This window comes from Lentilitoribacter sp. Alg239-R112, assembly GCF_900537175.1.
Lineage (GTDB): Bacteria > Pseudomonadota > Alphaproteobacteria > Rhizobiales > Rhizobiaceae > Lentilitoribacter.
On sequence record NZ_LS999835.1, the window covers coordinates 214,407 to 240,627 of the forward strand.

General features: G+C 44.2%; 23 protein-coding genes. 10 read left to right on the top strand and 13 right to left on the bottom strand.

The window, feature by feature from the left end; all coding sequences use genetic code 11:
* The first annotated feature begins 58 nt into the window (after positions 1-58).
* From G3W54_RS17870 to G3W54_RS17895, 6 genes are all read left to right on the top strand, one after another.
* Positions 59-1,039 (top strand): ABC transporter permease, encoded by a 981-nt coding sequence (locus tag G3W54_RS17870; protein ID WP_162654656.1) that lies wholly within the window; start codon positions 59-61, stop codon positions 1,037-1,039.
* Positions 1,036-1,980 carry an ABC transporter permease gene (locus G3W54_RS17875; protein ID WP_162654657.1) on the top strand — a complete coding sequence of 315 codons (945 nt, stop codon included), beginning with the start codon at positions 1,036-1,038 and terminating at the stop codon, positions 1,978-1,980. Before G3W54_RS17870 ends, G3W54_RS17875 begins: the two co-directional genes overlap by 4 nt.
* Positions 1,981-1,984: 4 nt before the next feature.
* Positions 1,985-2,977 carry an ABC transporter ATP-binding protein gene (locus G3W54_RS17880; RefSeq protein ID WP_162654658.1) on the top strand — a complete coding sequence of 331 codons (993 nt, stop codon included), beginning with the start codon at positions 1,985-1,987 and terminating at the stop codon, positions 2,975-2,977.
* Complete coding sequence (locus G3W54_RS17885) at positions 2,974-3,999, top strand: oligopeptide/dipeptide ABC transporter ATP-binding protein (RefSeq protein ID WP_162654659.1); 1,026 nt, start codon at positions 2,974-2,976, stop codon at positions 3,997-3,999. The genes G3W54_RS17880 and G3W54_RS17885 overlap by 4 nt, the downstream gene beginning before the upstream one ends.
* A 36-nt stretch (positions 4,000-4,035) precedes the next feature.
* Positions 4,036-4,956 (top strand): LysR family transcriptional regulator, encoded by a 921-nt coding sequence (locus tag G3W54_RS17890; RefSeq protein ID WP_162654660.1) that lies wholly within the window; start codon positions 4,036-4,038, stop codon positions 4,954-4,956.
* A 77-nt stretch (positions 4,957-5,033) separates the two neighbouring features.
* Positions 5,034-7,388, top strand: coding sequence for a heavy metal translocating P-type ATPase (locus G3W54_RS17895; protein ID WP_162654661.1), 2,355 nt, complete (start codon positions 5,034-5,036; stop codon positions 7,386-7,388).
* A 62-nt stretch (positions 7,389-7,450) separates the two neighbouring features.
* Here the strand turns inward: G3W54_RS17895 and G3W54_RS17900 are convergent, their stop codons facing one another.
* From G3W54_RS17900 to G3W54_RS17955, 12 genes are all read right to left on the bottom strand, one after another.
* Positions 7,451-8,242: an amino acid ABC transporter ATP-binding protein gene (locus G3W54_RS17900; protein ID WP_162654662.1), complete on the bottom strand. Its 792-nt coding sequence runs from the start codon at positions 8,240-8,242 to the stop codon at positions 7,451-7,453.
* Positions 8,243-8,265: 23 nt separating this feature from the next.
* On the bottom strand, positions 8,266-9,393 hold the full coding sequence (locus G3W54_RS17905; RefSeq protein WP_162654663.1) for an amino acid ABC transporter permease: 1,128 nt from the start codon (positions 9,391-9,393) through the stop codon (positions 8,266-8,268).
* 1 nt (position 9,394) lies between these two features.
* Positions 9,395-10,579, bottom strand: a complete 1,185-nt coding sequence (locus G3W54_RS17910) for an ABC transporter permease subunit (protein ID WP_162654664.1) — start codon at positions 10,577-10,579, stop codon at positions 9,395-9,397.
* An 85-nt stretch (positions 10,580-10,664) separates the two neighbouring features.
* On the bottom strand, positions 10,665-11,684 hold the full coding sequence (locus G3W54_RS17915; RefSeq protein ID WP_162654665.1) for an amino acid ABC transporter substrate-binding protein: 1,020 nt from the start codon (positions 11,682-11,684) through the stop codon (positions 10,665-10,667).
* A 379-nt stretch (positions 11,685-12,063) separates the two neighbouring features.
* Entirely contained in the window at positions 12,064-13,383 is a 1,320-nt protein-coding gene (locus G3W54_RS17920) for a branched-chain amino acid ABC transporter permease (protein WP_244627990.1), read from the bottom strand.
* The gene (locus G3W54_RS17925; protein WP_244627991.1) at positions 13,380-14,393 is read right to left on the bottom strand and encodes a branched-chain amino acid ABC transporter permease; all 1,014 of its coding nucleotides are present in this window, start codon (positions 14,391-14,393) and stop codon (positions 13,380-13,382) included. The genes G3W54_RS17920 and G3W54_RS17925 overlap by 4 nt, the downstream gene beginning before the upstream one ends.
* Positions 14,394-14,397: 4 nt before the next feature.
* Positions 14,398-15,102, bottom strand: coding sequence for an ABC transporter ATP-binding protein (locus G3W54_RS17930; protein ID WP_162654666.1), 705 nt, complete (start codon positions 15,100-15,102; stop codon positions 14,398-14,400).
* Complete coding sequence (locus G3W54_RS17935) at positions 15,099-15,914, bottom strand: ABC transporter ATP-binding protein (RefSeq protein ID WP_162654667.1); 816 nt, start codon at positions 15,912-15,914, stop codon at positions 15,099-15,101. The genes G3W54_RS17930 and G3W54_RS17935 overlap by 4 nt, the downstream gene beginning before the upstream one ends.
* A 71-nt stretch (positions 15,915-15,985) precedes the next feature.
* Positions 15,986-17,179 (bottom strand): ABC transporter substrate-binding protein, encoded by a 1,194-nt coding sequence (locus tag G3W54_RS17940; protein WP_162654668.1) that lies wholly within the window; start codon positions 17,177-17,179, stop codon positions 15,986-15,988.
* A gap of 218 nt (positions 17,180-17,397) precedes the next feature.
* A complete protein-coding gene (locus G3W54_RS17945) occupies positions 17,398-17,637 on the bottom strand; it encodes an Lrp/AsnC ligand binding domain-containing protein (protein WP_162654899.1) in 240 nt (79 codons plus the stop codon).
* A gap of 108 nt (positions 17,638-17,745) precedes the next feature.
* Positions 17,746-18,924 (bottom strand): kynureninase, encoded by a 1,179-nt coding sequence (gene kynU / locus G3W54_RS17950; protein ID WP_162654669.1) that lies wholly within the window; start codon positions 18,922-18,924, stop codon positions 17,746-17,748.
* Positions 18,925-18,955: 31 nt separating this feature from the next.
* A complete protein-coding gene (locus G3W54_RS17955) occupies positions 18,956-19,777 on the bottom strand; it encodes an alpha/beta hydrolase (protein ID WP_162654670.1) in 822 nt (273 codons plus the stop codon).
* Between the two features lie 264 nt (positions 19,778-20,041).
* Between G3W54_RS17955 and G3W54_RS17960 the strand changes: the two genes are divergently transcribed.
* The 4 genes from G3W54_RS17960 (at position 20,042) to G3W54_RS17975 (ending at position 24,740) form a co-directional block, all read left to right on the top strand.
* The gene (locus G3W54_RS17960; protein ID WP_197742899.1) at positions 20,042-21,595 is read left to right on the top strand and encodes an ABC transporter ATP-binding protein; all 1,554 of its coding nucleotides are present in this window, start codon (positions 20,042-20,044) and stop codon (positions 21,593-21,595) included.
* A complete protein-coding gene (locus G3W54_RS17965) occupies positions 21,592-22,677 on the top strand; it encodes an ABC transporter permease (RefSeq protein ID WP_162654671.1) in 1,086 nt (361 codons plus the stop codon). The genes G3W54_RS17960 and G3W54_RS17965 overlap by 4 nt, the downstream gene beginning before the upstream one ends.
* Positions 22,677-23,621: an ABC transporter permease gene (locus tag G3W54_RS17970; protein ID WP_162654672.1), complete on the top strand. Its 945-nt coding sequence runs from the start codon at positions 22,677-22,679 to the stop codon at positions 23,619-23,621. The genes G3W54_RS17965 and G3W54_RS17970 overlap by 1 nt, the downstream gene beginning before the upstream one ends.
* Positions 23,622-23,702: 81 nt before the next feature.
* On the top strand, positions 23,703-24,740 hold the full coding sequence (locus G3W54_RS17975) for a BMP family ABC transporter substrate-binding protein (protein ID WP_244628004.1): 1,038 nt from the start codon (positions 23,703-23,705) through the stop codon (positions 24,738-24,740).
* A 154-nt stretch (positions 24,741-24,894) separates the two neighbouring features.
* Here the strand turns inward: G3W54_RS17975 and preA are convergent, their stop codons facing one another.
* Positions 24,895-26,205 (bottom strand): NAD-dependent dihydropyrimidine dehydrogenase subunit PreA, encoded by a 1,311-nt coding sequence (preA, locus tag G3W54_RS17980; protein ID WP_162654674.1) that lies wholly within the window; start codon positions 26,203-26,205, stop codon positions 24,895-24,897.
* Positions 26,206-26,221 lie beyond the last annotated feature (16 nt).

Consider the following 26,221-nt stretch of genomic DNA (forward strand, 5'->3'; position numbering starts at 1 on the left):
TCTTCCCAAATATTGACGTTAAATGCGTCTTAAATCTACCAGCTGACAGGTCAATTACATGCTTGCATATCTTGTGAAACGTACTTTGCAGGCGATTGCGGTGATGTTCGTCATCTCGCTCATTGGCTTCGCCATCCAGGATAATTTGGGCGATCCATTACGCGAACTTGTCGGACAATCTGTGTCTGAAGAGGTTCGTCAGGAATTACGAGATGAACTTGGTCTAAACGATAGTTTTTTCGCTCAATATACCCGTTTTCTTGGAAATGCATTACAAGGTGATTTAGGCACAAGTTACTTTTTTAAAGAACCTGCACTTGATGTTATTTTGAAAAAAATGCCCGCGACGTTGGAGCTGGTTTTTGGCGCAACGCTAATTATTGTAGGTCTATCTGTTCCGTTAGGTGTTTACACAGCGATAAAGCCAAATACTATTATCAGCCGCGTGATTATGGGCGTGTCAATTGTCGGTATTTCGATACCCGTATTCTTAACTGCTATTCTTCTAATTTATGTATTCGCAGTCGAGTTGGGATGGCTCCCCTCCTTTGGCCGTGGCGATGTCGTTAATGTCTTTGGATCCTGGGATACAAACTTTGCATCGGCTGATGGTTGGGCGCATATTATTTTGCCTTCTCTCGCCCTTGCTTCAATTATGTTGCCACTATTTGTGCGATTAATACGCGCCGAAATGATGGAAGTTTTACAAAGTGAATATGTTAAATATGCCAAGGCGAAAGGTATCCACCCATGGCGTATTTATTTTGTTCATGCGCTGAAGAATACACTTTTACCTGTAATTACTGTCGGTGGTGTTCAGATCGGGACAATGGTTGCCTACACAATTCTTACGGAAACTGTTTTCCAATGGCCGGGTATGGGGTTCATGTTCCTCGAAGCCGTGAATCGCGTAGATACCCCCTTGATCGTAGCTTATTTGATTGTTGTTGGCTTTATTTTCGTCATCACAAATACAATAGTTGATTTGATTTACGGTCTCGTCAATCCAACCATAAAACTAGCGAGGATGGGTGCATGAGTGATCAAAGCCTTAGCGCCAAACCTTCTTTTTGGCAGCGCGTTATCAATTCAAACATGGGCTATAGCTTCTTGCGCAATCCAGTCGCCCTTGTCTCATTTATCGTATTTGCGATTATTGCGTTCATGGCTTTTTTTGCTCCATTAATTGCACCGTTTGATCCATATGATCCTGCACAGATCGATATTATGAATAGCGAATATCCGCCTATATGGATTAGTGGTTCAGATCCGGCATTTTTGTTTGGAACGGATGATCAGGGGCGCGATCTTTGGTCAACTATTCTATATGGTACAAGACTTTCTATTTTGATTGGCCTGTGCGCAGTGTTGTTGCAGGCATTTTTGGGGATTTCCATTGGATTGCTCGCCGGTTATCTCGGAGGTCGCTTAGACAGTCTTTTGATGCGCTTTGCGGATATTCAACTTTCTTTTTCTACATTGATGGTTGCGATCATCTTTCTGGCGATTACCCAAGCTTTGTTTGGTTCTGAGACATTTAATCAGTATGCCATTTATTTTCTGATAGCCGTCATTGGTGTAGCTGAATGGCCGCAATATGCGCGTACCGTTCGTGCAACGGTGCTGGCTGAAAAGAAAAAAGAATATGTGGATGCTACACGTGTTCTTGGTTTTGGTCCTATGCGCATTATGCTGCGTCATATTTTACCTAATTCATTATCTCCGATATTCGTTATTTCAACAGTTCAGGTTGCGAATGCAATTATCTCAGAAGCATCACTTTCGTTTCTTGGTCTTGGTATGCCGCCAAATCAACCATCTTTAGGTTCGCTTATTTCATCTGGCTTTGATTATATCTTTTCTGGCAGCTGGTGGATCACGACTATTCCGGGCCTTGTTCTTGTTGTTCTGGTGTTGGTCATTAATCTGTTAGGTGACTGGATGCGTGACGTTTTGAACCCCAAATTATATAAGGAATAGCGCCATGTCTTTGTTATCCGTACGTGACCTATCCGTTAAATTCGCTTCTCGCAAATTTTCTGTGACTGCACTTGATGGGATCAGTTTTGATCTTGATAAGGGTGAACGTCTCGGCATCGTTGGGGAATCTGGCGCTGGGAAATCCATCACTGGCTTCTCGCTGATGAATCTTCTATCTCGACCTGGTTTCATTGACTCGGGAAGTATCATGTTTGAAGGCGAGGACATTGTGACAATGTCCGAGAAGGAAATGCGTGGTATACGCGGCAATCGCATGGCAATGATTTTTCAAGACCCTATGGTAACCTTGAACCCTGTGTTGACCATTGGTCAGCAAATGGTAGAAACTTTGAAAAGTCATAGAGACTTAAGCCAAGCGGAAGCCGAGCAGATTGCCGTCGTCAAATTGCGTGAGGTTTATATTCCGTCGCCTGAAGAGAGGCTTGATCAATACCCGCATGAACTTTCGGGCGGTATGCGGCAGCGTATAATTATTGCCATGGCACTATTGTTGGATCCTCAGTTGATCATTGCGGATGAGCCGACAACGGCGCTTGATGTTACTATTCAGGCCGATATTATGGAGCTTCTCCTTGAATTATGTCAGTCAAACAAGGTTGGTCTAATTTTGATTACGCACGATCTTGGAGTTGTCAGTCAAATGACTGAGCGTACGCTTGTTATGTATGCCGGCAAAATTATTGAAGCAGGAAGCACGCGTGAGATAATTAATGATCCACAACACCCTTATACGCAAGGGCTGTTAAATGCACTACCACAGCAAACACAACCTGGTAAACGCCTAAAACAAATTCCTGGGAATATGCCTACTTTGTCTGAAATACCAAGTGGTTGCCCTTTTCGGCCGAGGTGTGATTATGCTACTGAAGTTTGTAAGACGAGTAAGCCTGAAGTCGTAAAATATGCACATGTTGAAGTTGCTTGCCATGAGGTTAATCGGTTGCATCTGGATCGTTCCAAGGAGCAAGCGTCATGAGTGCGCCGACAAATAAAACTGCTCTATTAGAAGTTAAGAGCCTAGAAAAACGTTTTGAACTTGATCAAGGGCTTCTTGAAACGATTAAGGTTCGTGGTGGTAAGATTATCAAAGAACGCCGCGAAGTTCATGCTGTTAACAATGTCTCGTTCAATGTAGAGAAGGGCGAAGCGCTTTGTGTGGTTGGTGAAAGTGGCTGTGGTAAATCTACGATCGCTCGGCTGGTTGCAGGCTTATTGTCACCTAGTGGTGGAGAGATCCACTATGGTGGTGAGCGGATAGATAATCGTTCTCGTAAAGCACTGATGCCTTTGCGAAGTAAAATGCAGATGATTTTTCAAAATCCCTACGCATCGCTTAACCCTCGTATGACAATTCAGCAGGCGTTGGAAGAGCCCGTCCGTTTTCATAATTCAAGCTTATCTTCTGGTGAAGTGGAAGATAAAGTTACCGAAGTTATGAAATCTGTTGGTGTCGACCCGAGTTGGTCTACGCGTTACCCGCATGAATTTTCAGGTGGACAACGACAACGTATTGCGATCGCTCGTGCGTTAACAGTGGATCCCGAATTTATAATAGCGGATGAGCCGATTTCAGCACTTGATGTATCCATTCAGGCTCAGGTTCTGAACTTAATGTTAGAGGCAAAAGATGACCGTGGGCTAACATACTTGTTTATCACCCATGATTTGAGTGTTGTGCAGCACTTTGGTACTCGTGTTGCGGTGGTTTATTTGGGATCTGTCTGTGAATTAGGTGATACGGCGACATTGTTTGAAAACCCTAAACACCCCTATACTCGTGCTCTTTTATCCGCTGTTCCGCAGCTTAAAGATGATCGACCAAACCATATCCGTTTGAAGGGCGAGATACCTACACCGATTAATTTGCCGCAGGGGTGCCCCTTTGCAAGTCGTTGTGCTTATGCTGATAATAGGTGTAAAATAGAAAAACCTCGGACCCTACAACAGGCCGATGGGTCTATGGTGGCCTGTCATGCTGTTGAAGAAGAGCGAATTTAGCATCGTTTTTTCCTGAATGCGGAACGGATTATCGATTTGGATATTGCATGGCTAAAAGATTTTGAAGCTTTGGTGGCGCAAAAAAATTTTTCTCGTGCCGCTGAAGAGAGAAATGTCAGTCAACCTGCATTTTCAAGGCGAATTCGAGCGCTTGAAGAAGATGTAGGGGTTGTGCTGATTAATCGTCAGACACTTCCTTTATCTTTGACGCCAGCAGGAGAAGTGTTTTTACCTCAAGCCCGTATTATGCTCAGAACGTATCATGAAACACTGGAACGCTGCCAAATTATCGATGCTGCGGGTGAAAATGTTATTCGGTTTGCGACGTCTCAATCGCTTTATATGACCCATTTCAAAACACACATTGCGCCGTTGGCTGAACAGTGTGGACTGGATGTGGATTTAAATTCGACGAGCTGGTCTGCTGATCAGTTTGTATCTGCTCTCCAGCAGCGATATTGTGATGTGATTTTGACATATTGGCATCCTGCTATGGATTTTTTAGCACCGCTTGAAGTTGGCGGGTGTGATTATCTGACATTATCCCTGGATGATATGATTCCAGTCTCCAAAGTGGATAAAAATGGACCGTTGCATAACTTAACCGGTGCACAGCAGAAACCCATACCTCTTTTGTCATATGGTACGGCATCAGCATTGCGGTCGATTGTTGATTATACACTGGATCAACATCTTGAAGGACCTAAGATCTTGGTTGTTAATCGGAATGCTATGGCAGTTTCGGTAAAAGCCATGATCTTAGAGGGTTTTGGTATTGGTTGGCTGCCATATGAGCTTTGTAAAGAGGAGCTTTCTCAAGGGTTACTCGAAGTCGTCGGTGACGAAAGTTACATTGGCAAGTTAGAGGTGCGGCTTTATCGAAATCGAGAGAATAAGAAACAAACTTTAAAGAAGCTTTGGAGCAGCATGGAAGAGATAGCTATCTCCGGTAGCTAAGCATCCAATAAACTCCTTGACCTTCCAGTGACTGGAAGGGGTATGGATGATCCATAAACTTATATGGATCTATAAAAATGAACGTTTCAACGATCTCTGATGAAATATTTAATGCGGCTACAACTCCAGTTGATGGCGCTGTTAAAGACCCTGTATGCGGTATGACTGTGTCAGTGGGCAAGGGTAAACCGTCACTAAAATACCGTGATCATGATTATCATTTTTGCAACCCAAAATGTCACGATAAATTTGATGCAGACCCATATTTTTATCTATCTGGTAATAAGGCCAAGCAAACTCAAACAGCTCCCAAGAATGCGATTTTTACTTGCCCGATGGACCCAGAAATTGTGCAGGAAGGGCCAGGAACATGTCCTATATGCGGCATGGCCCTGGAACCAGCTGATGGAATAGCCGACGGTCCAAATCATGAGTTGATTGATTTTACTCGCCGGCTATGGATTAGTGTTATTGTCTCAGTTCCACTACTTGTTTTAACCATGGGTCCGATGATCGGGTTGCCGGTTCGGGATTGGTTTGGTGAGGTTAATTCTCTTTACATTGAGTTTTTCTTGGCCACGCCTGTCGTTCTATGGGCCGCATGGCCGTTTTTTATGCGGGGGTGGACATCTATAAAAACATGGAACTTAAATATGTGGACGTTGATCATGATCGGTGTTGGAACATCATATATATATTCAACATTTGCAACGTTCCTTCCCCAATTATTCCCAAGTGATTTGCGGTTCGGAAGTAATCATCTACCGGTTTATTATGAAGCTGCGGTTGTAATTGTTGCTCTGGTTTTTGTGGGGCAAGTATTGGAGTTGCGTGCACGAGAACGCACTGGCGATGCTATTCGGGCGCTCCTTGATCTTGCTCCAAAAACAGCGCGCAGGGTACTGGAGAATGGGGAAGAATATGATGCTCCTTTGGAGAACATCGTTGTTGGTGACATATTACGTATCCGACCGGGTGAGGCTGTGCCGATTGATGCCGTTATTTTGGAGGGATCGTCGTTAATAGAAGAAAGCATGTTGACGGGCGAGTCCATGCCACTGGAAAAAACCGTAGGCGACCAGGTTACCGGTGGAACACTTAATAAAAATGGATCACTCATCGTAAGAGTGTTGAAAGTTGGCGATGAAACCATGCTAGCGCAGATCATCTCTATGGTTTCCTCTGCTCAACGATCCCGTGCACCAATTCAGAGTATGGCAGATCGTGTGGCATCTTACTTTGTGCCGACGGTTGTGTGTATAGCGATTATTGCTTTTGTAGTTTGGTCACTTGTTGGTCCTACTCCCTCATTTGTATTTGCAATTGTGTCGGCCGTTTCTGTGTTAATCATTGCATGTCCATGCGCATTGGGATTAGCAACGCCAATGTCTATTATGACGGCAACGGGTCGAGGTGCGCAGGCTGGTATTTTGGTTAAGGATGCGGTGACTTTAGAACAACTGGCAAAAATCGATGTCATTGTTGTTGATAAAACAGGGACACTTACGTGTGGCGAACCACAGCTAACAGACATCAGTATTCTGGCAGAAGATATCTCAAATGTTGAAACTTTAGGCGTTGTAAGGGCAATTGAACAAGCATCAGAGCACCCATTGGCAGAAGCAATCGTGAAAGGTATTAAGCAAAGAGACATTGAAGCCGCAAATATTGAGAGTTTTCAATCGGTAACTGGCAAAGGTGTGATGGCTAATGCCAATGGTACCACATTTGCCGTTGGTAACTCTGCCATGATGGGTGAGATCAGTGTAGATATTTCAGAAATGGATGAGCATGTTAAGAATCTTCAGTCCGCAGGTAAGACTGTTATGTTTGTTGCTGCTGATAAAAGGCTTATGGCGATATTGGCGGTTTCTGACCAAATTAAGCCTAGTGCAAAACAAGCCGTACGAGATATGCAGGCGCTTGGTGTGAAAATTATTATGGCGACAGGCGATAATGAAATTACAGCGAAATCTGTTGCCGATGAACTTGGTATTGATGATGTTAGAGCTAATACTCTTCCAGAAGATAAAAAGACCCTCATCGATGATTTACATAAACAAGGTCTAAAAGTTGCAATGGCCGGCGATGGCGTTAACGACGCTCCGGCGCTGGCAACAGCTGATGTTGGCATTGCGATGGGTACAGGCGCTGATATTGCGGTCGAAAGTGCAGGAATAACATTATTGCATGGTGATTTGATCGGTGTGGTTCGCGCTCGAAGACTTTCTCAACTAACAATAAATAATATCAAACAAAACTTATTCTTTGCTTTTGCTTATAATAGCCTAGGCGTGCCATTTGCTGCTGGGTTGTTATATCCGATAACGGGGACTTTACTTTCGCCTATGATTGCTGCTGCAGCGATGAGTCTGTCATCTGTTTCTGTTATTTCAAATGCTTTGCGCCTGCGTTCCGTGAATCTGGATTAGGTTATGAGGCAAACAAAACGGGCCAAATTCATAGGCCCGTTTTTAGATAATAAGAACAAAAATTAGTGCGAAAGAATCTGTGATAGGAACAGTTTTGTTCTGTCTGACTGTGGATTGTTGAAGAACTCTTCGGGTTCGTTGATTTCAACAATCTCGCCTCGATCCATGAAGACCACACGGTCGGCCACTTTTCGCGCAAAACCCATCTCGTGGGTTACGACAACCATCGTCATGCCAGATTCTGCCAGATCGATCATAGTGTCCAAAACCTCAGAAATCATCTCAGGATCGAGCGCTGACGTTGGTTCGTCAAACAACATGATTTTGGGGTTCATACAAAGTGAACGGGCAATAGCGACACGTTGCTGCTGACCACCCGAAAGTTGACCTGGAAACTTATCTGCCTGATCAAGGATTTTTACGCGATCCAAATATTCCCGCGCAGCACGTTCAGCTTCAGCCTTTGGTGTTTTGCGAACCCAAATGGGTGCAAGCGTACAATTTTCCAGTACTGTAAGGTGCGGAAAAAGGTTGAAGTGTTGAAATACCATACCAACTTCACGACGGACCTCGTCGATCTTCTTAACATCATTAGTCAGGTGTGTTCCGTCGACGACGATTTTACCTTCCTGATGCTCCTCAAGTCGGTTGATGCATCTAATCATAGTTGATTTACCAGAACCGGATGGTCCGCAAACGACAATTCGCTCACCCTTTTTAACTTCAAAGTTGATCCCTTTCAAAACATGAAATTGACCATACCACTTGTTTAGATTTTCAAGGCTTACCGCCACTTCATCAGATAATTGACGTGCCACGGTTTCGTTTGCTTTTTGTGTTGATGTATTACTCATAATATTTATCCGTCAATCTTAAATTATGATTTATGTTCAGTATCGAGCTTACGCTCTAAACCGCGGCTGTAGGCTGACATTGCTGATGTAAACATGAAGAAGATCATGGCTGCAAAAACATAGGCGGTAATGTTGGATACACCACGCCACTCGAGTGAATTGGCTGTTGACCTTGCCATATCCAAGAGATCAAGAAGGCCAATAATGTAGACCAAAGATGTATCCTTAAACAATGCAATGAACGTGTTTACAATCGAAGGAATGGACACTTTCAAGGCTTGAGGAAGGATGATCAGGAAAGTCTTTTGCCAATACCCTAATCCCAGCGCATCTGCAGCTTCTGCTTGCCCCCGTGGTAAGGATGCTAATCCACCACGAATAGCCTCTGCGGTATAAGCAGATTGGAACAAGGTGATGGCAACAAGTGCGCGAACCACTTTATCAAAGTCCATTTCTGCAGGGAAAAACAGCGGAAAGATAACGGATGCCATGAAGAGTACCGTTACCAACGGTGCACCCCGCCAGAACTCGATAAAGACAACAGATAACGCCTTGAAAATCGGAAGGTCTGATTGTCGACCTAGCGCCATTATTATACCAATCGGTAAAGCCCCGATGATGCCCGTGACCGCCAGAATTAGCGTGAGCATAAAACCACCCCACTGGCTGGTTGGTGCGACTTTTAATCCAAGCAACCCCCCATGAATTAGCAAGACACTGGCAACAGGCAGAAGGATTAGCGATGCAATTGCAACGCGACCCTTATAAGGTGTCTTTGGATATATCAGCCAAAATACAATACCTGCAAATAGTGCAAACACGACAAGTGGTCGCCAGATCTCACTTTCATTTTGGCCATAAAATGGACCATAAATAATCTGACTAAAACGCACACGAACATATGTCCAGCAAGCACCGGCCGCTTCTTCGCATAATGTGCGATCACCCCAGGCCCAGCTTGCTTCAAAAATAGCCCAATTAAGTAGAGGTGGTATTGTACTCCAAATTATATACACGCCTATCAATGTGAGTATGATATTTAGTGGCGAAGAAAACAGGTTTTCTCGCATCCACCCAATAGGGCCTGCATTTGCAATGGGAGCAGGGCGTGGTGGTTGAAATTCAAATTCTCCAGGAACTGTTTTAAACATATTAACGCCCCACAAACTGCGAACGTTTATTATAGTAGTTCGCTGCTGCTGATGTGATCATCGACAAGATTTGGTAAACGAGGAATGTCATTCCAATGATAACCAGAGCCTGCCCTGTTTGGTTAAGTGAGATGCCCGCCCAAATCGCAAATAATTCTTCAAATGCCACGGCAACGGCCAGAGACGAGTTCTTCGTTAAGTTAAGATATTGTGAAATTGTTGGAGGGATGATGATCCGCATGGCTTGTGGAATCACAACAAGATTTAAAACGTGATTTCGCTTGAGGCCCAGTGCCGACGATGCTTCGGTTTGCCCTTTTGGAACAGCCTGAATGCCTGCTCGTACATTTTCTGCGATGAAGGCTGCCGTATAAGTAGACAGTGCGAACCATAGCGAGAACAGCGGAAGCGGATATTCAACACCGCCTTTAAGATTAAAACGGCCAAGTTCTGGAAGTTCTAAACTTAGCGGGAAGCCGGAAACGATTACACCCAAAAATGCCATCACAATGATAGCTGCAAGGCTCGCCGTGAAAACCGGGAAAGTTTGTCCCGTTTCGTTTTGGCGTTTTTTGGCCCAGTTTCGTAAGTAGAATGCGCCGACAATCGCCGCAATTATGAAACCTGCGACAATCATTGTTCCGGTAGGATTATCTGAAACTACCTTTGGTAGATAAAGCCCGCGTTTGTTGATGAAGATAGAATCTGCAATTGAAATCGAATCTTTTGGTACGGGGAAGAACGGAAGGAAAATCGCGAAATTCCAAAATAGAATTTGCAGTAGTAAAGGAATATTGCGCAAAGTTTCAATATAGACCAGTGCAAACCGCGAGATGATCCAGTTTGGTGATAACCGCATAATGCCAACTGTAAAGCCAAGCAGTGTGGCGGCGATAATTCCTAAGATACTGACGAAAATTGTATTTTGAACTCCTATCCAAAATACCCGCCAATAGGTGCTTTCACCCAACTTGAACTCAAGAAAAGCAGAAAACCCTACTTTAAATGGTGCGACTTGATCGAGAAATCCAAAACCGGTCTGAATGCCAGCTCTGTTTAAATTCTCGATTGTATTACTGTAGATCCAATACAAAAATCCCGCTAGCAATGTAGCAATCAGCAATTGCGAGAAGACGGCAATTACTTTCGGATTTCTATGAAATGGAACGTGATCTGTAGGACTCACGATTACATTCCCCCAAAATATTATTATTTTTATATTTATGAAAAAGGCTCGGAACGTGGGTTCCGAGCCTTAATATTATCCCAATTTAGCGGATAGGTGGTGAATAAAGAAGACCACCGCGTGTCCAAAGGTCATTCACGCTTCCCTCACGTGCGATGCCTAGTGGAGCAACTGTGCGGTCATAAACTTCACCATAGTTACCAACTTGCTTGATGATGTTGTAAGCCCAGTCGGCTTCAAGACCCAAGTGAGCCCCCATTGTATCCTCTGTACCAAGGAAGCGCTTAATGCCCGGGTTGTCAGATGAAGCTTTCATTTCATCAACATTTGCAGACGTAAGACCAAGCTCTTCACCATTGATCAAAGCATGCATTGACCAAAGAACAATTTTATTCCACTGATCATCACCTTGACGAACGACAGGACCCAAAGGTTCTTTAGAAATTGTTTCTGGCAAAATTGTTGAACCGGCAGGATCAGCTAACTCAGAACGAATAGCTGCAAGCTGTGATTTATCTGATGTTAGGGCATCACATGCACCACCTTCATAACCCTCGCGAGTTTGAACAGACGTTTCATAACCAACTGGATCAAATGTGATACCGTTTGAACGGAAATAGTCCGCCATATTCAACTCTGTTGTTGTACCGGCTTGTACACAAATCTTTGCTCCATCAAGCTCAAGAGCGCTTGAAAGGCCTAGATCATTTTTGACCATGAAACCTTGGCCATCAATATAGTTGTAATATGTGAAATCAACACCAAGTGATGCGTCACGTGTCAACGTGTGTGTTGAGTTGCGTGAAAGTACATCGATTTCACTTGATGTAAGCGCCGCCCAACGCTCTTTTGCATTTAGCGGGCGGAATTCAACCTTGGATGCATCTCCCAATACAGCCGCTGCAACTGCACGACATACGTCGGCATCAATTCCTTGCATTAAACCAGCATCATCTGGCGCAGAAAAACCAGGCAAGCCACCACTTACACCGCAAATGAGCGAGCCGCGTTGTTTGACCTGATCTAAAGTTCCGTCTGCGTGTGCAACTCCCAAACTGGCACCAAGCATAAGCCCGGCAGTCAAAACTTTTGTTACATTTTTCATTATATTTTCCCTTAGAATTATTATTAATTTATATTAAAATTGAGGGTCTAAAAAACCTCACCCACCAATTTTTTAGAAGTGAGCTTTTACAGTAAAAATTAAAAACTATTACTTGTAAAGCAAAAGATCTAGTATATTGAGAAATGAGAGTCTAATGCTGAAAATTGGACCGCAATGCGTATTTTGCATAGGAAAATTTCAAATTTTTACGTTTTTTATGGATTTTATACAAAAATGAGGAAAAAATATGCTCCTTTTGCTCATTTTTCCGATTTCAGTATAAAAAATAATACTTCGATTACAAAAACAATACTATGATTATTAAGTATAGACGAGCATCATTTATTAAGACTGTGTTCAACTAAATGCTTGAACTCACTCAGGCTTTTCGTTCTGGAATTAATCCTCGCGGTGTGAATCGAAGAACGAGCAGAAGAATAACACCCATAGTCATAAGACGCATATGGGCAGCACTCTTTAGAAGGTGCTCGCGCAGTGGGCTATCATCTGCCATGCCAGATGTAATCGTATCCATTAACCAGAGGCCCAACGGCTCTGCTTCAACCCAGAAGAACCAGATAACAAAACCACCCAGGATAGCACCCCAGTTATTTCCGGAGCCTCCGACGATCACCATTACCCAGATGAGGAATGTGAAACGCAATGGTTGATAGGAACCAGGGGTAAACTGACCGTCCAATGTGGTGAGCATAGCGCCCGCAATCCCAATGACAGCGGATCCCAATATGAACACCTGTAAATGGCGGCCTTTAACATTTTTCCCCATAGCTTCTGCGGCAGTTTCATTGTCTCGAATTGCACGCATCATTCGGCCCCACGGTGAGCGAAGCGCTTTTTCAGCCAGATAAAGAAGTGCGAGTAGAACGACCGCAAATAAACCGGCGTAACATAGCTTTACAACTACAGATGAGAGGTCAATTATCGACATCCCCCAATCTGAAGCCAATTGCTGATAATAAGCTGATTGTTGTATATCAACTTCATAAGGAACAGGGCGCGGAAGACCCGTAACATTTTTTACGCCTCGAGTTAGCCAATCTTCATTTTTCAAAAATGCAATGATGATTTCAGAAATGCCTAAGGTGGCTATGGCCAAATAATCCGATCGTAATCCGAGTGAAATTTTTCCAACAACCCACGCAGCAGCAGCGGCAAATAACCCGCCAACAAGCCATGACAGCATAATGGGTAAGCCTAAACCTCCCAAATTACCTGTTGCAGCGGAATCAACTGCTTCGATGGCGACAGAAGCTGGGTCATAAAAACTACGAGATACAAAATAACCAATGACGGCAACTATAAAGATAGCAATACCCCGAAGAGGGCGTTTAAGCTTGAAATATATAAATGTGATCAACGCTATTGCGACAACATATGTGAGTAGCATCAATAAGATTCCAGAGCCGCCCGCTTCCCATGCGGCAGGCACAGGTTGTGATGATACAAGCACGGCGGCAACGCCGCCAAGAGCTGCAAACCCCATAACGCCGACATTTAAAAGTCCAGCATATCCCCATTGAATATTAACCCCCAACGCCATGATCGATGAGATGAGGCAGAGGTTAAGAATAGTAAGTGCTAACGGCCAGCTTTGAGCTTGGCCAACGACGATAAATAAAACCGCCATAATGGCGAACATGGAGACGTTTCTTGTTGCGCCTTTTAAATTACTCATCATATCGATTGCCCCCTGAATATACCTGTTGGTCGGACCAGGAGGACAACGACTAGAATTGCGAATGAAACGGCGAATTTATAATCCGTGGATAGAAGTTGTACGAGGCCTTCAGGTGCCCATCCTTCCGGAAGATTGTAAGTCAAAAACTTTCGGTAAGCGAATGTCACAGAAATTTCCGAAAAGGCAATAATAAAACCGCCGGCTATGGCACCAATTGGACTTCCAAGACCACCAACAATAGCGGCTGCAAAGATTGGCAGGAGCAGTTGTAAATATGTGAAAGGTTTGAAACTTTTGTCCAAGCCGTAAAGCGTGCCAGCAACGGTTGCTAATATAGCTGTTAGAATCCATACAATTTTTACAACATGATCTGGATTGATACCTGAAAGTAATGCCAGATCTCTGTTATCGGAATAGGCACGCATAGATTTTCCGGTTTTTGTCTTATTTAAGAACCAGAATAGGCCAGCCACGATCAAAATGGTGACAAGAATGGTTATTCCTTGCGTTGTCTTAAACGCTAATCCTTCATTCAGCCCAGTAAGTTCCTTAAATTCTCGCGCTTTGACAATGAAGCGTGTTCCGTCTGTGAATATTTGATCCCCAGGACCGATAACAAATCGGATGAGACCATTATAGAAGAACATCACACCAAGCGATGCAATGAGAAAAATTACAGGAACTGAACGCTGCTGGCGGTAAAATTTATAAACAAGCTTATCGGTTGTGAGGCATAAAATGATCGCACCTGCTATGCCAAATGGCAGTGCCAATAATGCAGTAGGTAATACGCCAAAAGATACACCGGCGGATTTCATCGCCGCCGTTACCAGAATGGTAAGCATTGTCCCAAATGCCATGGTTTCACCATGAGCGAAATTTGAAAACCGGAGAATGCCGTAAATGAGTGTAACACCAAGTGCGCCCAAAGCGAGTTGGGACCCATATACCAACCCGGGAATAATGAGAAAGTTGGCGAGCAGGACAAGGCTGTTTAGAAAATCCATCATGGCGCTATCCTCCCAAGAAAGCGCGACGAACATCAGGATTGTTCATCAATGCTTCGCCTGTATCTGTGTATCTATTTTCGCCTTGTACTAGAACATAGCCCTTATCAGCAATATTCAAAGCTTGTTTGGCATTTTGTTCCACCATCAAAATTGCAATTCCGGTTTTAGCGATCTCAATAATCCGATCGAACAACTCATCCATAACAATAGGCGATACGCCAGCGGTTGGTTCATCAAGCATAAGTACTTTTGGTTTGGTCATCAGTGAACGCCCTACAGCAACCTGTTGACGTTGTCCGCCGGATAATTCACCCGCTGCTTGCTTTCGTTTCGCGTGCAAAATAGGAAACAATTCAAAGACTTGTTCCATGGTTTCGTTGATATCATCATTGCGGATAAATGCACCCATCTCCAAATTTTCTTCAACAGACATCGAGGTGAATACGTTGCTGGTTTGGGGAACGAACCCCATGCCGATCTTGACCCGATCTTGCGGTGAAAGTTTTGTGATATCCTCACCATCCATGAAGACGCCGCCTTTACGGAGAGAGAGCATGCCAAAAACGGCTTTCATTGCTGTGGATTTTCCTGCGCCGTTAGGTCCAACGATAACTGCGATTTCACCCTTTTCCACACCGATGGTGCAGTCGTGCAAAATATCTGCGCTGCCATATCCGCCGGTCATATTTTTGCCAATCAGAAAACTCATTTTACGGTTTCCTTTTTTGATTGAACGGGCTTTGATTGATTTGGTGTTTTGTTTTTTAGTCCAGTACCGAGATAAGCCTCAATAACTTCCTCGTTGTTTTTAACTTCTTCGGCAGTGCCCTGTGCGAGCACGCGTCCCTCTGCCATGCAGATAACAGGATCGCAGAGCCTAGATATGAACTCCATGTCGTGCTCGATCATGCAAAATGTATAACCTTGCTCTTTGTTAAGCCGCAAAATTGCATCACCAATTGTGTTGAGCAACGTCCTGTTTACCCCGGCACCGACTTCATCAAGGAAGACGATTTTTGCATCGACCATCATCGTGCGTCCAAGTTCTAGGAGCTTCTTTTGTCCACCAGACAAGTTGCCGGCAAGTTCATCGGCAACATGTGAGATTTCCAAAAACTCAATAACGTCATTTGCTTTCTGACGAACTATTTCCTCTTGTTCGCGAACTTTGGAAGGTCTGATCCATGTGTTGATCAGGTTTTCGCCTAACTGTCTATCAGGCACCATCATCAAATTTTCACGAACTGTGAGGGAAGAGAATTCATGTGCGATTTGAAAGGTACGCAAAAGACCTTTGGCAAATAATTCATGCGGTGTTAATCCGCTGATATCTTCACCATCTAAAAACACTTGTCCGGATGTGGGTTTGTAATGCCCAGCAATAATATTAAACAGCGTTGTTTTTCCAGCGCCATTTGGGCCAATAAGTCCAGTGATTGAACCGGTTTTAATTTCAAGTGATGCCCCATCGACGGCACGAAGCCCTCCGAAATGCTTGTGCAAATCGTTCACAACAATCATATGTATGACCTAATCATCTGATTGAAAAAAGCAGCCCAACCGAGAGGCAGGGCTGCAATTATCTTTTAAAACTAGCGGAAATTTGTGACGGTTACTTTTTCGTCATCAATGAGAATTTGTTGGTAAGTACCAGCAGATTCTCCAGCACCTATCAATTCGACAGCACTTGCGCCGACATAATCAACGTCACCACCAGCAGCTAGAATTTCTAGTGCCTTGCCGAGTTCGCCAGGAAGAATTTTTTCGCCTGGAGCATTTGCTACATCCATGATCTTACCTTTAACATCGGCAGATTTTGAAGAGTTTGCAGCTTGCATTGCTAGCATTAGAAGCGCAGCAGCATCATATGATTCTGCTGAATATGCATCTGATTTAATGCCAGCTTTGTCAGCCATTGCATTAAATATTTCATTACCCTTGCTTTCAGAGCCTGGTTTCGTTCCAAATGAGCCGTTAAGGTCCGCGCCGATTGCAGCAGGAAGTGAATCGCCTATCATACCATCGGGTAAAGCAAACATGTCGAAAGCACCTGAATCAAGTGCACCTTGGATAACGCCCTTACCACCTTGGTCAAGATAACCAGCAACGACCAGAGCATCACCACCAGCTTGCGCTAACGCTGCAACTTCAGCTGAGTAGTCGCCTTTACCATCTTCATGAGCTGCAGAGATAGTAACTTTACCACCTATTGCTTCGAAGCTTGATTGAATGGCATCAGCAAGACCTTTACCATAATCGTTGTTTGTATATGTCAACGCAGCAGATTTTATGCCTTTTTCCATCATGATTTCGGCAAGAACTTCGCCTTGACGTGCATCAGATGGAGCTGTGCGGAAGAAAAGCCCATCATCTTCTGCTGTTGTTAAAGCTGGAGAGGTTGCTGATGGTGAAATCATCACGATACCATTTGCACGTGCAACATTTTGCAACACTGCGCCAGTAACACCAGAACAGTCAGCACCCATGATGACTGACACTTTATCAGATGTAACCAAACGTTCTGCCGCTGCAGTAGCTGCAGCTGAATCGATACATGTCGCATCAGCGCGAACAGATTCAACTTGTTTGCCGCCAAGAAGCTTTCCGCTTTCATTGACTTCTTTCATAGCAAGTTCAGCACTGCCGCCCATGCCAGGTGTTAGAGATTCAATTGGACCAGTAAAGCTAAGAAGTACACCAATTTTAATAGGACCGTGGTCATCTGCTAGAACTGGTGATGTTAGAAGAGCTGCCGCTGCAGCCGTTGCAAGAAGTAGTTTTTTCATATTTGTCTCCCGTAAAAAACTAATCGTGGAAATACATATTTATGTATCGTGCAAGGTATTTATTGTTTTTGCCCTGCATTAATGAAGCACTCTAGTCACCTAAAGTGAGTTTTGCGAGTCTTTTTCACAACTCGTAAGCTCGTTTTTTTTAAATGGTTAAGTTGTGGACGAATCCATCTGATTTTGAACTATGAGGGGCTGCTAGAATTGGACAAGAACTAGCAAAAAGCTTTGAAAGTTAGTGTCGTAAGTGTTCGTTCTACGCCTTCAATAGAACCAACATGATCATTCAAAAAAATACCTACATCGGCATTGTCAGGTGGATAAATCTTTGCCATCAAGTCCCATTCTCCGCTGGTGGAGAAAAGTTCTGAACAAATTTCCATTTCATAGAGTGCATCAGCAACTTTATATGTTGAGCCCGGTTTGCATCTAATTTGAACGAAAACAACGTTCATCAACCCTTCAGTACCCATTATTTTTCCTTCCAGCGGTCGGTTTCCAAATATTGAACCGCCTTTTCTATTGATATTTGAGTTGCATTTAACACCGCCGGTCTTCTTGGCTCAAGTGACTGCTGCTCGTTTTTTAAACTTTGGTTGATCCCAGATCTTGTTGGTCATGATGTTTTCTAGAATGTTGGCAGCTCCCAACACATCGTCTGCATCATTATAAAGAGGAGCGAAACCGAACCGAATTATATTTGGTGCGCGAAAGTCACCTATGACACCCTCATTGATTAACGCTTGCATTACAGCGTATCCGTGTTCGAATGTAAAAGAGACTTGTGAACCTCGAGTTGAAGGATTGCGTGGGCTAGCAAGTTTTAACTGCAGGCAGCGTTCTTCCACTTCCTTGATGAACAACTCAGAAAGCTCAATGGATTTGGTTCGGATATCTTCAATGGATACGTCATCCCAAATATCCAATGCTGCCTCAAGTACAGCTAGTTGAATTATCGGAGGCGTTCCCACGCGCATTCGTTCATTACCTTTTGCAGGCCGATAATCTCTATCAAACGCAAATGGCGCTTCATGACCTAGCCAACCACTTAACGCTGGTTCGATCAGGTCTGCGATATCTGGCCGAGAATAGATGAAGGCGGGGGCACCTGGTCCGCCATTAAGGTACTTATAGGTGCAACCAACGGCAAACTCGGCGTTGCTTTGGGCCATATTTACAGGCACAGCGCCAGCCGAATGAGCTAAATCCCAGATGACAACAGTACCGACATCATGTGCCGCTTGAGTGAGTTGGTTCATGTCATGCATTCGGCCTGTTCGATAATCTACTTGTGTAAGCATCAGGACGGCTATTTCATCAGTGATGTTGCTTATGACATCTTCTGGTGCCACTACACGTAATTCGTGTCCTTTATCGAGGGTTTTAAGCAGGCCATCGGCCATGTAAAGGTCTGTTGGAAAATTACCGCTATCGGATAAAACAACTTTACGGTTGGCAGACATATTCAACGCCGCTGCAAGTGCTTGATAAACTTTGATAGAAAGTGTGTCACCCAAAACTATACTGCCTTGAGCGCAACCTAGAAGTAAACCTAGTTTGTCGCCTAACTTTCTTGGTTGATCCATCCAACCGGCTTCGTTCCAGCCTTTTATGAGCATCTCACCCCATTCATTATAGATGGTTTTACTTAACCGTTCAGAAGCAGTTTTTGGCAATGGACCAAGCGAATTGCCATCAAGATAGATTGTGTCCTCGGGGAGGTGGAATGCTTCTTTCTTCAAATTATGCTCCTGTTTGAACAAGTCTACTTATTCAAATGTCATTAAGTATTGTTTTCATCAAAATGGAATTTTGACCTTCTAGTCCATTGATAACCGAAAAATGATGCTTATCAGGTTCTTCGATGATTTGCGTGTTTGCACCCAGTCCATGCCACATGTCGGCGAGCAACCTATTTTGGCGCAAAAATTCTGAACGTTCATTTGCGCCAACCCAAGCGGTCAACCGAGTATTTGGTATAGGCTGTTGCAGCACAGGACTTAGTGCGCTGGCTGTTTGCCAGTCCAGTAGTAATGCGTCGTTGATCTTGGTTTTAAGAAGGGGTCGAAGATCACAAAGGCCTGATATGGGTACGACGTGTTTTATGCGTTCGCAGACTGTATGATCCAACTGGGTGTTGGTTGTGCACATCGTTGCAACAAGATGGCCGCCGGCAGAATGACCGGTCAAAATAATAGGTCCTGGGATTGTTTTTGCTGCATGGTTTATGGACGTTGCAATCATTGCGATAATATTGTCGATACTGACTTTGGGGCACAGATCATACGCCGGTATGACTGCAGCCCAACCAGCATCGACTGCACCTTTGGCTAAATGCGACCATGTTGATTTATCTGTAATTTGCCAATAGCCGCCATGTACAAAAACAAATATACCTTTTGGCTTATCGTTCGGCCAAAATATATCGTAACGTGATGCTCCACTGTCATTGGTTGTAATGTTTAAATCGGACTTTGCGAGGTTGCGAAATGCTTCTGCATTTTTAACCCAAGCCTCGGCAATTTCTGTGCTTCCAACAATATGGCCTCGATTCTCATATGCATTGTCCCAATCTCGAGTTTCAAAGCCTGCCATTTTAATCCTCATATCGCGTTGAGAGCGAATGTACTTGTAATATTTATTGAATGAAACCCTCTTAAACGCCAAGTTTTACTCAGATATGCTTTTCTATGCATCCATTTGAAGGTTCTTATACATATTGATGAAAGTCTGATCTTATCATGACTAAACTTTCATAATTTAGGTAAATCTGCTTGTGGACAAGCTTGAAGCCATTGTCGTCGGAGACGGACTTCGATACACTTAATTTCATGTTGAATTGGGTTTGGGTGGAGCAGTTTGAACATTGTAAGTGACGAAAATCTTTTAGAAATTAGCGGTCTGACAAAGACTTATCCAGGCGTTAAAGCTAATGATGATGTGAGTTTTGATATTGGTGTTGGGGAGATTCACGCTCTTTTGGGTGAAAATGGTGCCGGTAAATCTACTCTTGTCAAAATGATATACGGACTGGTTAAACCTGATGCTGGAAAGATGCAGCTTTTAGGTCAGACCTATGCGCCTAGTGAACCAAGGGCCGCTCGCGCGTCAGGCGTTGCGATGGTGTTTCAGCATTTTTCGCTTTTCGAAGCGCTGGATGTCGCCGAAAATATTGCGCTTGGAATGGAAAATCCACCAAAGATGCAGGATTTAGCAGCGCAAATTCGAGATGTTTCAGAAAGCTATGGACTGCCGCTTGATCCGGCGCAACTTGTGGGTGATCTGTCTGCTGGTGAACGCCAACGTGTTGAGATCATTCGTTGTCTCTTGCAGAACCCTAAGCTGCTTATTATGGATGAGCCGACGAGTGTACTCACGCCGCAAGAAGTTGAGATCCTGTTTCACACACTGGAGAAGTTGCGTAGTGAAGGGCGGTCAATTTTGTACATTTCTCACAAACTCGAGGAGATACGTACTCTATGTGATACGGCTACGATTTTGCGACATGGTAAAAAGGTTGCAACATGCAATCCACGTGTTGAGACAGCCCGCGCTATGGCCGAGATGATGGTTGATGCAACGCTTCATGTTCCTGAAAAGAAGCAGCGAAATGTTGGCGATGTGGTTGTTAAGATTGACAATCTTAGTTTGCCTGCGCTTAGTATGTTTGGAACATCACTTAAAGACATAAATATTTCAATTCGTACGGGCGAAGTTTTGGGTATTGGCGGCGTAGCTGGTAACGGTCAGGATGAGTTAACGTCGGTGGTATCTGGTGAAATCAAAAGTCCAGACCATGAAATCAAACTGCATGATAAGCCTATTGGGAAATTAGGGCCGAACCAACGTCGTGAACTGGGAATACTTGCAGCTCCAGAAGAACGTTTAGGGCATTCCGCTTCGCCGAACATGTCTTTGACGGAGAACGCTTTGTTAAGCGCATCAAGACGTAAAGCATTAGAAAGTAATGGATTTATAAATTGGCGGCAAACAAGTGACTTTGCCAAAGAGATTATAAAATCATTTGATGTTCGCACACCGTCTGAAAATACCGCTGCACGAGCTTTGTCCGGTGGTAATTTGCAAAAATTTGTAGTCGGGCGGGAAATTCTGCAAGATCCTGAGGTGCTTATTGTTAATCAACCGACTTGGGGTGTTGATGCCGCCGCAGCTGCAACAATTCGGCAGGCCCTACTAGATCTTGCTGATCAGGGCGCCGCTGTTATTGTAATATCCCAAGACCTTGATGAGTTGTTAGAAATTTCAGACTGGTTTGCGGCGCTTAATTCTGGAGAATTATCTAAGCCGGTGAAAACGACATCACTGAGTTTGGAAAAAATTGGTCTTATGATGGGTGGCGCGCAAAGTTCTGACCAACCTGCTTTATCAGAACTAGCGGAGCCTGCTGTATGATTATTCTTGAAAAACGACCACAGCCGTCGAAATTCTGGACTGTTACAACACCCTTACTTGCGGTTATTGCAACTATGATCGCAGGAAGCATTATGTTTGCGATTTTAGGTAAAGATCCATTTGAAGCAATCCGGACGATTTTTTGGGACCCGCTATTCAGTGAGCAGTTTGCTGCATTTTCACGTCCGCAATTGTTGGTCAAGGCAGCCCCTCTTATTTTAATCGCGATAGGCCTATCAATCGGCTTTAAAGCTGGTGTTTGGAATATTGGTGCTGAAGGGCAGTATATTATTGGCGCTATCTGTGGTGCAGCGGTTGGGCTCGCATTCTATCCAACGGAAAGCGTTTTTATCTTCCCGCTCATGGTCATTGCTGGTGCTGTTGGTGGTTTTTTATGGGGAATGATCCCAGGATTTTTACGAGTAAAATATCACACGAATGAGATATTGGTATCGTTGCTTTTAGTTTATGTGGCCGAATTCATTTTAGCGTCTGTATCATTGGGTGCTCTAAGAAACCCGGATGGCGCTGGTTTTCCAGGTTCCCGAAATTTGAAAGAATATGCATCCGCTTATAATCCTGAACTTATTGCAGGAACCGGTATGCATTGGGGTGTTGTTGCAGCGTTGATTGCTGTCATCTTTGCATATGTTCTATTTGCGCGTCACATGATGGGATTTCAAATTCGTCTTGCAGGAGAAGCACCAAAAGCTGCTAAATTTGCCGGAGTTTCTCCCGGGGTATTGGTCTTATTTTGCCTCGGTACATCAGGTGCGCTTGCTGGTCTTGCAGGTTTGTTTGAAGTATCAGGCCCTGCCGGCCAAATTAATATTGATTTTAATGTTGGTTATGGATTTACTGCCATCATCGTTGCGTTTTTGGGGAGGCTACATCCTATTGGTATCTTGCTGGCCGGATTGTTAATGGCGTTGACTTATATTGGCGGTGAGCTTGCGAGCTTCATGCTCAATGTGCCAAGCGCAGCTATTCAAGCATTCCAAGGTATGTTGCTATTCTTTCTTCTCGCAGTTGACGTTTTGACGAATTATCGGTTTCGAATTAGTACGCGGGGAGTAGCATAATGGATCTATCAGCAATTTCTCCCAGTCTTCTCATTGCTTCTTTAATGGTGGCTGCAACACCCATTATTCTTGCGGCTCTCGGCGAACTTGTTGTTGAGCGTGCAGGTGTTCTTAATTTGGGTGTTGAAGGTATGATGATTCTTGGCGCCATCTGTGGTTTTGCAGTTGCGGTTGAAACAGGATCGCCTTCTTTAGGTTTTGTTGCCGGTGCTGTTGGTGCGGCTGCTTTATCGCTCATTTTTGCATTTTTAACGCAATATTTGTTGTCTAATCAGGTTGCTACTGGTTTGGCGCTTACGCTTTTCGGTCTTGGTTTTTCTTCTCTCATTGGGCAAGGGTATGTTGGAATTCGGCCGCCTGCTGTATCAAAACTTGATCTTGGACCACTTACGGATATTCCTATCCTGGGGCCCATGTTTTTTAACCATGACTTGATGGTTTATCTTACACTTGGTCTTTGTTTTGCAATTTGGGCGATGCTTAAATACTCACGTATTGGCTTGATACTACGTGCCGTCGGAGAAAATCATGATGCTGCACACGCTCTTGGGTATAAGGTTATTCGCGTTCGCGTTCTTGCTATATTATTTGGCGGTGGATGTGCGGGTTTAGGTGGTGCATATCTCAGCCTTGTTCGTGTTCCGCAATGGACGGAAGGCATGACAGCAGGCGCTGGATGGATTGCACTTGCCATTGTCGTTTTTGGTTCATGGCGCCCGTTACGTGTTTTACTTGGCGCATACATATTTGGTGGCGTTACTGTTTTGCAGCTTAATTTACAGGCAGCGGGTCTCGCCGTTCCTGTTGAATATTTGTCGATGTCGCCGTATCTGATTACTATAATCGTGTTGGTCATCATGTCGGCACCCAGAAAACGAGGCCAAGGTCGTGCCTCACTCACAGCGCCCGCTTGTTTGGGCCGCCCTTTCCATGCTTCACATTAAGCATTGAATATAAAAAGAAAAACCAAGGAGAAAACAACGATGATAAAACGTAGATCCGTCCTTTTAGGAACCGCAGCTGCGATGGCACTGTCCATGTCAGCAACATTTGCTATGGATAAAACTAAAGTAGGGTTTGTATATGTTGGACCTGTTGGCGACGGCGGCTGGACTTATGAGCATGATCAGGGCCGTAAGGCTGTTGAAGCTGAATTTGGTGATAAAGTAGAAACAGTGTTTCAAGAAAATGTTCCAGAAGGGGCAGACGCTGAGCGTGTGATTACGCAGATGGCGCTTTCAGGCGCAAAGCTTATTTTCACAACATCCTTTGGTTATATGGATCCAACAATTGCAGTTGCGGCCAAATTTCCTGATGTAAAATTTGAACATGCAACTGGTTATAAGCGTGCAGACAATGTTTCAACTTATTCAGCGCGTTTTTATGAAGGCCGTGCTATCCAGGGTCACATTGCTGGTAAGATGACTAAATCCAACAAAGTTGGTTACATCGCATCTTTCCCAATTCCAGAAGTTATCCGTGGAATTAACTCTGCATACATTCATGCCAAAAAAGTAAACCCTGCGGTCGAATTCTCAGTTGTTTGGGCTTACACTTGGTTTGACCCTGCAAAAGAAGCTGATGCTGCAACCGCGCTGATTGAGCAAGGTGCCGATGTTATTCTTCAGCATACAGATTCAACTGCGCCACAAGCGGCGGCCCAAAAAGCTGGCAATGTTGCAACATTTGGTCAGGCATCTGATATGGCTGAATATGCACCTTATCCGCGTGTGTCATCAATCATTGATAATTGGTCACCATACTACATCGCTCGTGTAAAAGCGGTTATGGATGGTACCTGGGAAAGCAAAGACACATGGGATGGTATTGCACCAGGCATGGTAGGAATAGGTGAGATCTCAGATAAAGTTCCTGCCGATGTTAAGGCTGAAGCTCTCGCGCTAAAAGCATCAATAGCCAGCGGTGAATATAATCCATTTACTGGTCCATTGAAGAAACAAGACGGTTCTGATTGGCTTGCAGAAGGCGAGACCGCTGATGATGGTACTTTAGCTGGAATGAATTTCTATGTTGAAGGTATTACTGGCGATATTCCTCAGTAAGTATCAACCCCTTATTCTATTAAATGCGCCGGAGATTTTCGGCGCATTTTTTGTTTGGGGGAACTTTATTAAAATAATAATTTTCAATATGTTGAGCATAAAAAAGGCAGCCTGAAGGCTGCCTTGCGAAAACCACGGGAAAGGTTTTCAAGTGTTATTCCGCAGGTTCCAAATTTGCCATTGGATTATTCGGATGTGTCGTCCAGTTTGCATATTTATCTTCTACGACCTTGCCAGTGCGCGGATCCGTCTGACCTGCTTGCATTTCATCCATTGAGATACAGCCTTCGACTGGGCAGACATTCACACATAGATTACAAGCAACACATTCGGCATCAATGACTTCAAATTTGCGATCATCGCTCATGGAAATTGCTTGGTGTGATGTATCTTCACATGCTGCAAAACAACGACCACAACTGATGCAAAGATCTTGATCAATTTTTGCTTTTGCAACATAGTTAAGGTCTAAATGCTGCCAATCAGTGACGTTTGGCGTTGCAAGGTTTCGGAAATCTTCAATCGAAGAATATCCTTTCTCATCCATCCAATCACTTAGCCCTGATTTCATTTCTTCAACGATTTTGAAACCATAAGTCATTGCAGCAGTACAAACCTGCACATTACCGCACCCAAGAGCGATATATTCTGCCGCATCGCGCCAGGTGGTGATGCCGCCAATACCTGAAATTGGTAATCCAGCGGTTGCAGGGTCGCGCGATATTTCAGCCACCATATTAAGTGCTATTGGTTTTACAGCGGGGCCACAATAGCCACCGTGTGAGCCTTTGCCGCCAATAGTTGGCTGCGGTGCAAAACTATCGAGATCAACACCAATAACTGAATTAATCGTGTTGATAAGACTTACGGCATCAGCACCACCATTTTTGGCCGCCTGTGCGGGGTATCTGATATCGGTGATATTTGGTGTCAATTTCACGATAACCGGCAATTTTGTGTATTGCTTACACCAGCGTGCCACCATCTCAATATATTCTGGTACCTGACCAACAGCAGATCCCATACCGCGCTCTGCCATTCCGTGTGGGCAACCAAAATTTAGCTCCACGCCATCACAGCCAGTTTCTTCAACAAGTGGTAATATAGCCTTCCATGCTTCCTCCTCACATGGCACCATTATGGATGCAATCAGCGCATGATCAGGATAATCTTCTTTAACTCGCTTCATTTCTTCAAGATTTGTAAATAAGTCACGATCGGTAATGAGTTCGATATTGTTAAGACCAAGCAGACGACGATCAGCGCCGTAAATAGCACCGTAACGTGGGCCATTGACGTTGACGACGGGCGGTCCTTCGGCACCCAGTGTTTTCCAAACAACACCACCCCAGCCTGCATCAAATGCCCTCCGGACATTATACTCTTTGTCTGTCGGTGGAGCTGATGCCAGCCAAAATGGATTTGGAGACTTAATGCCAATAAAATTAGTTGTGAGGTCTGCCATGATAATTTCTCCTATA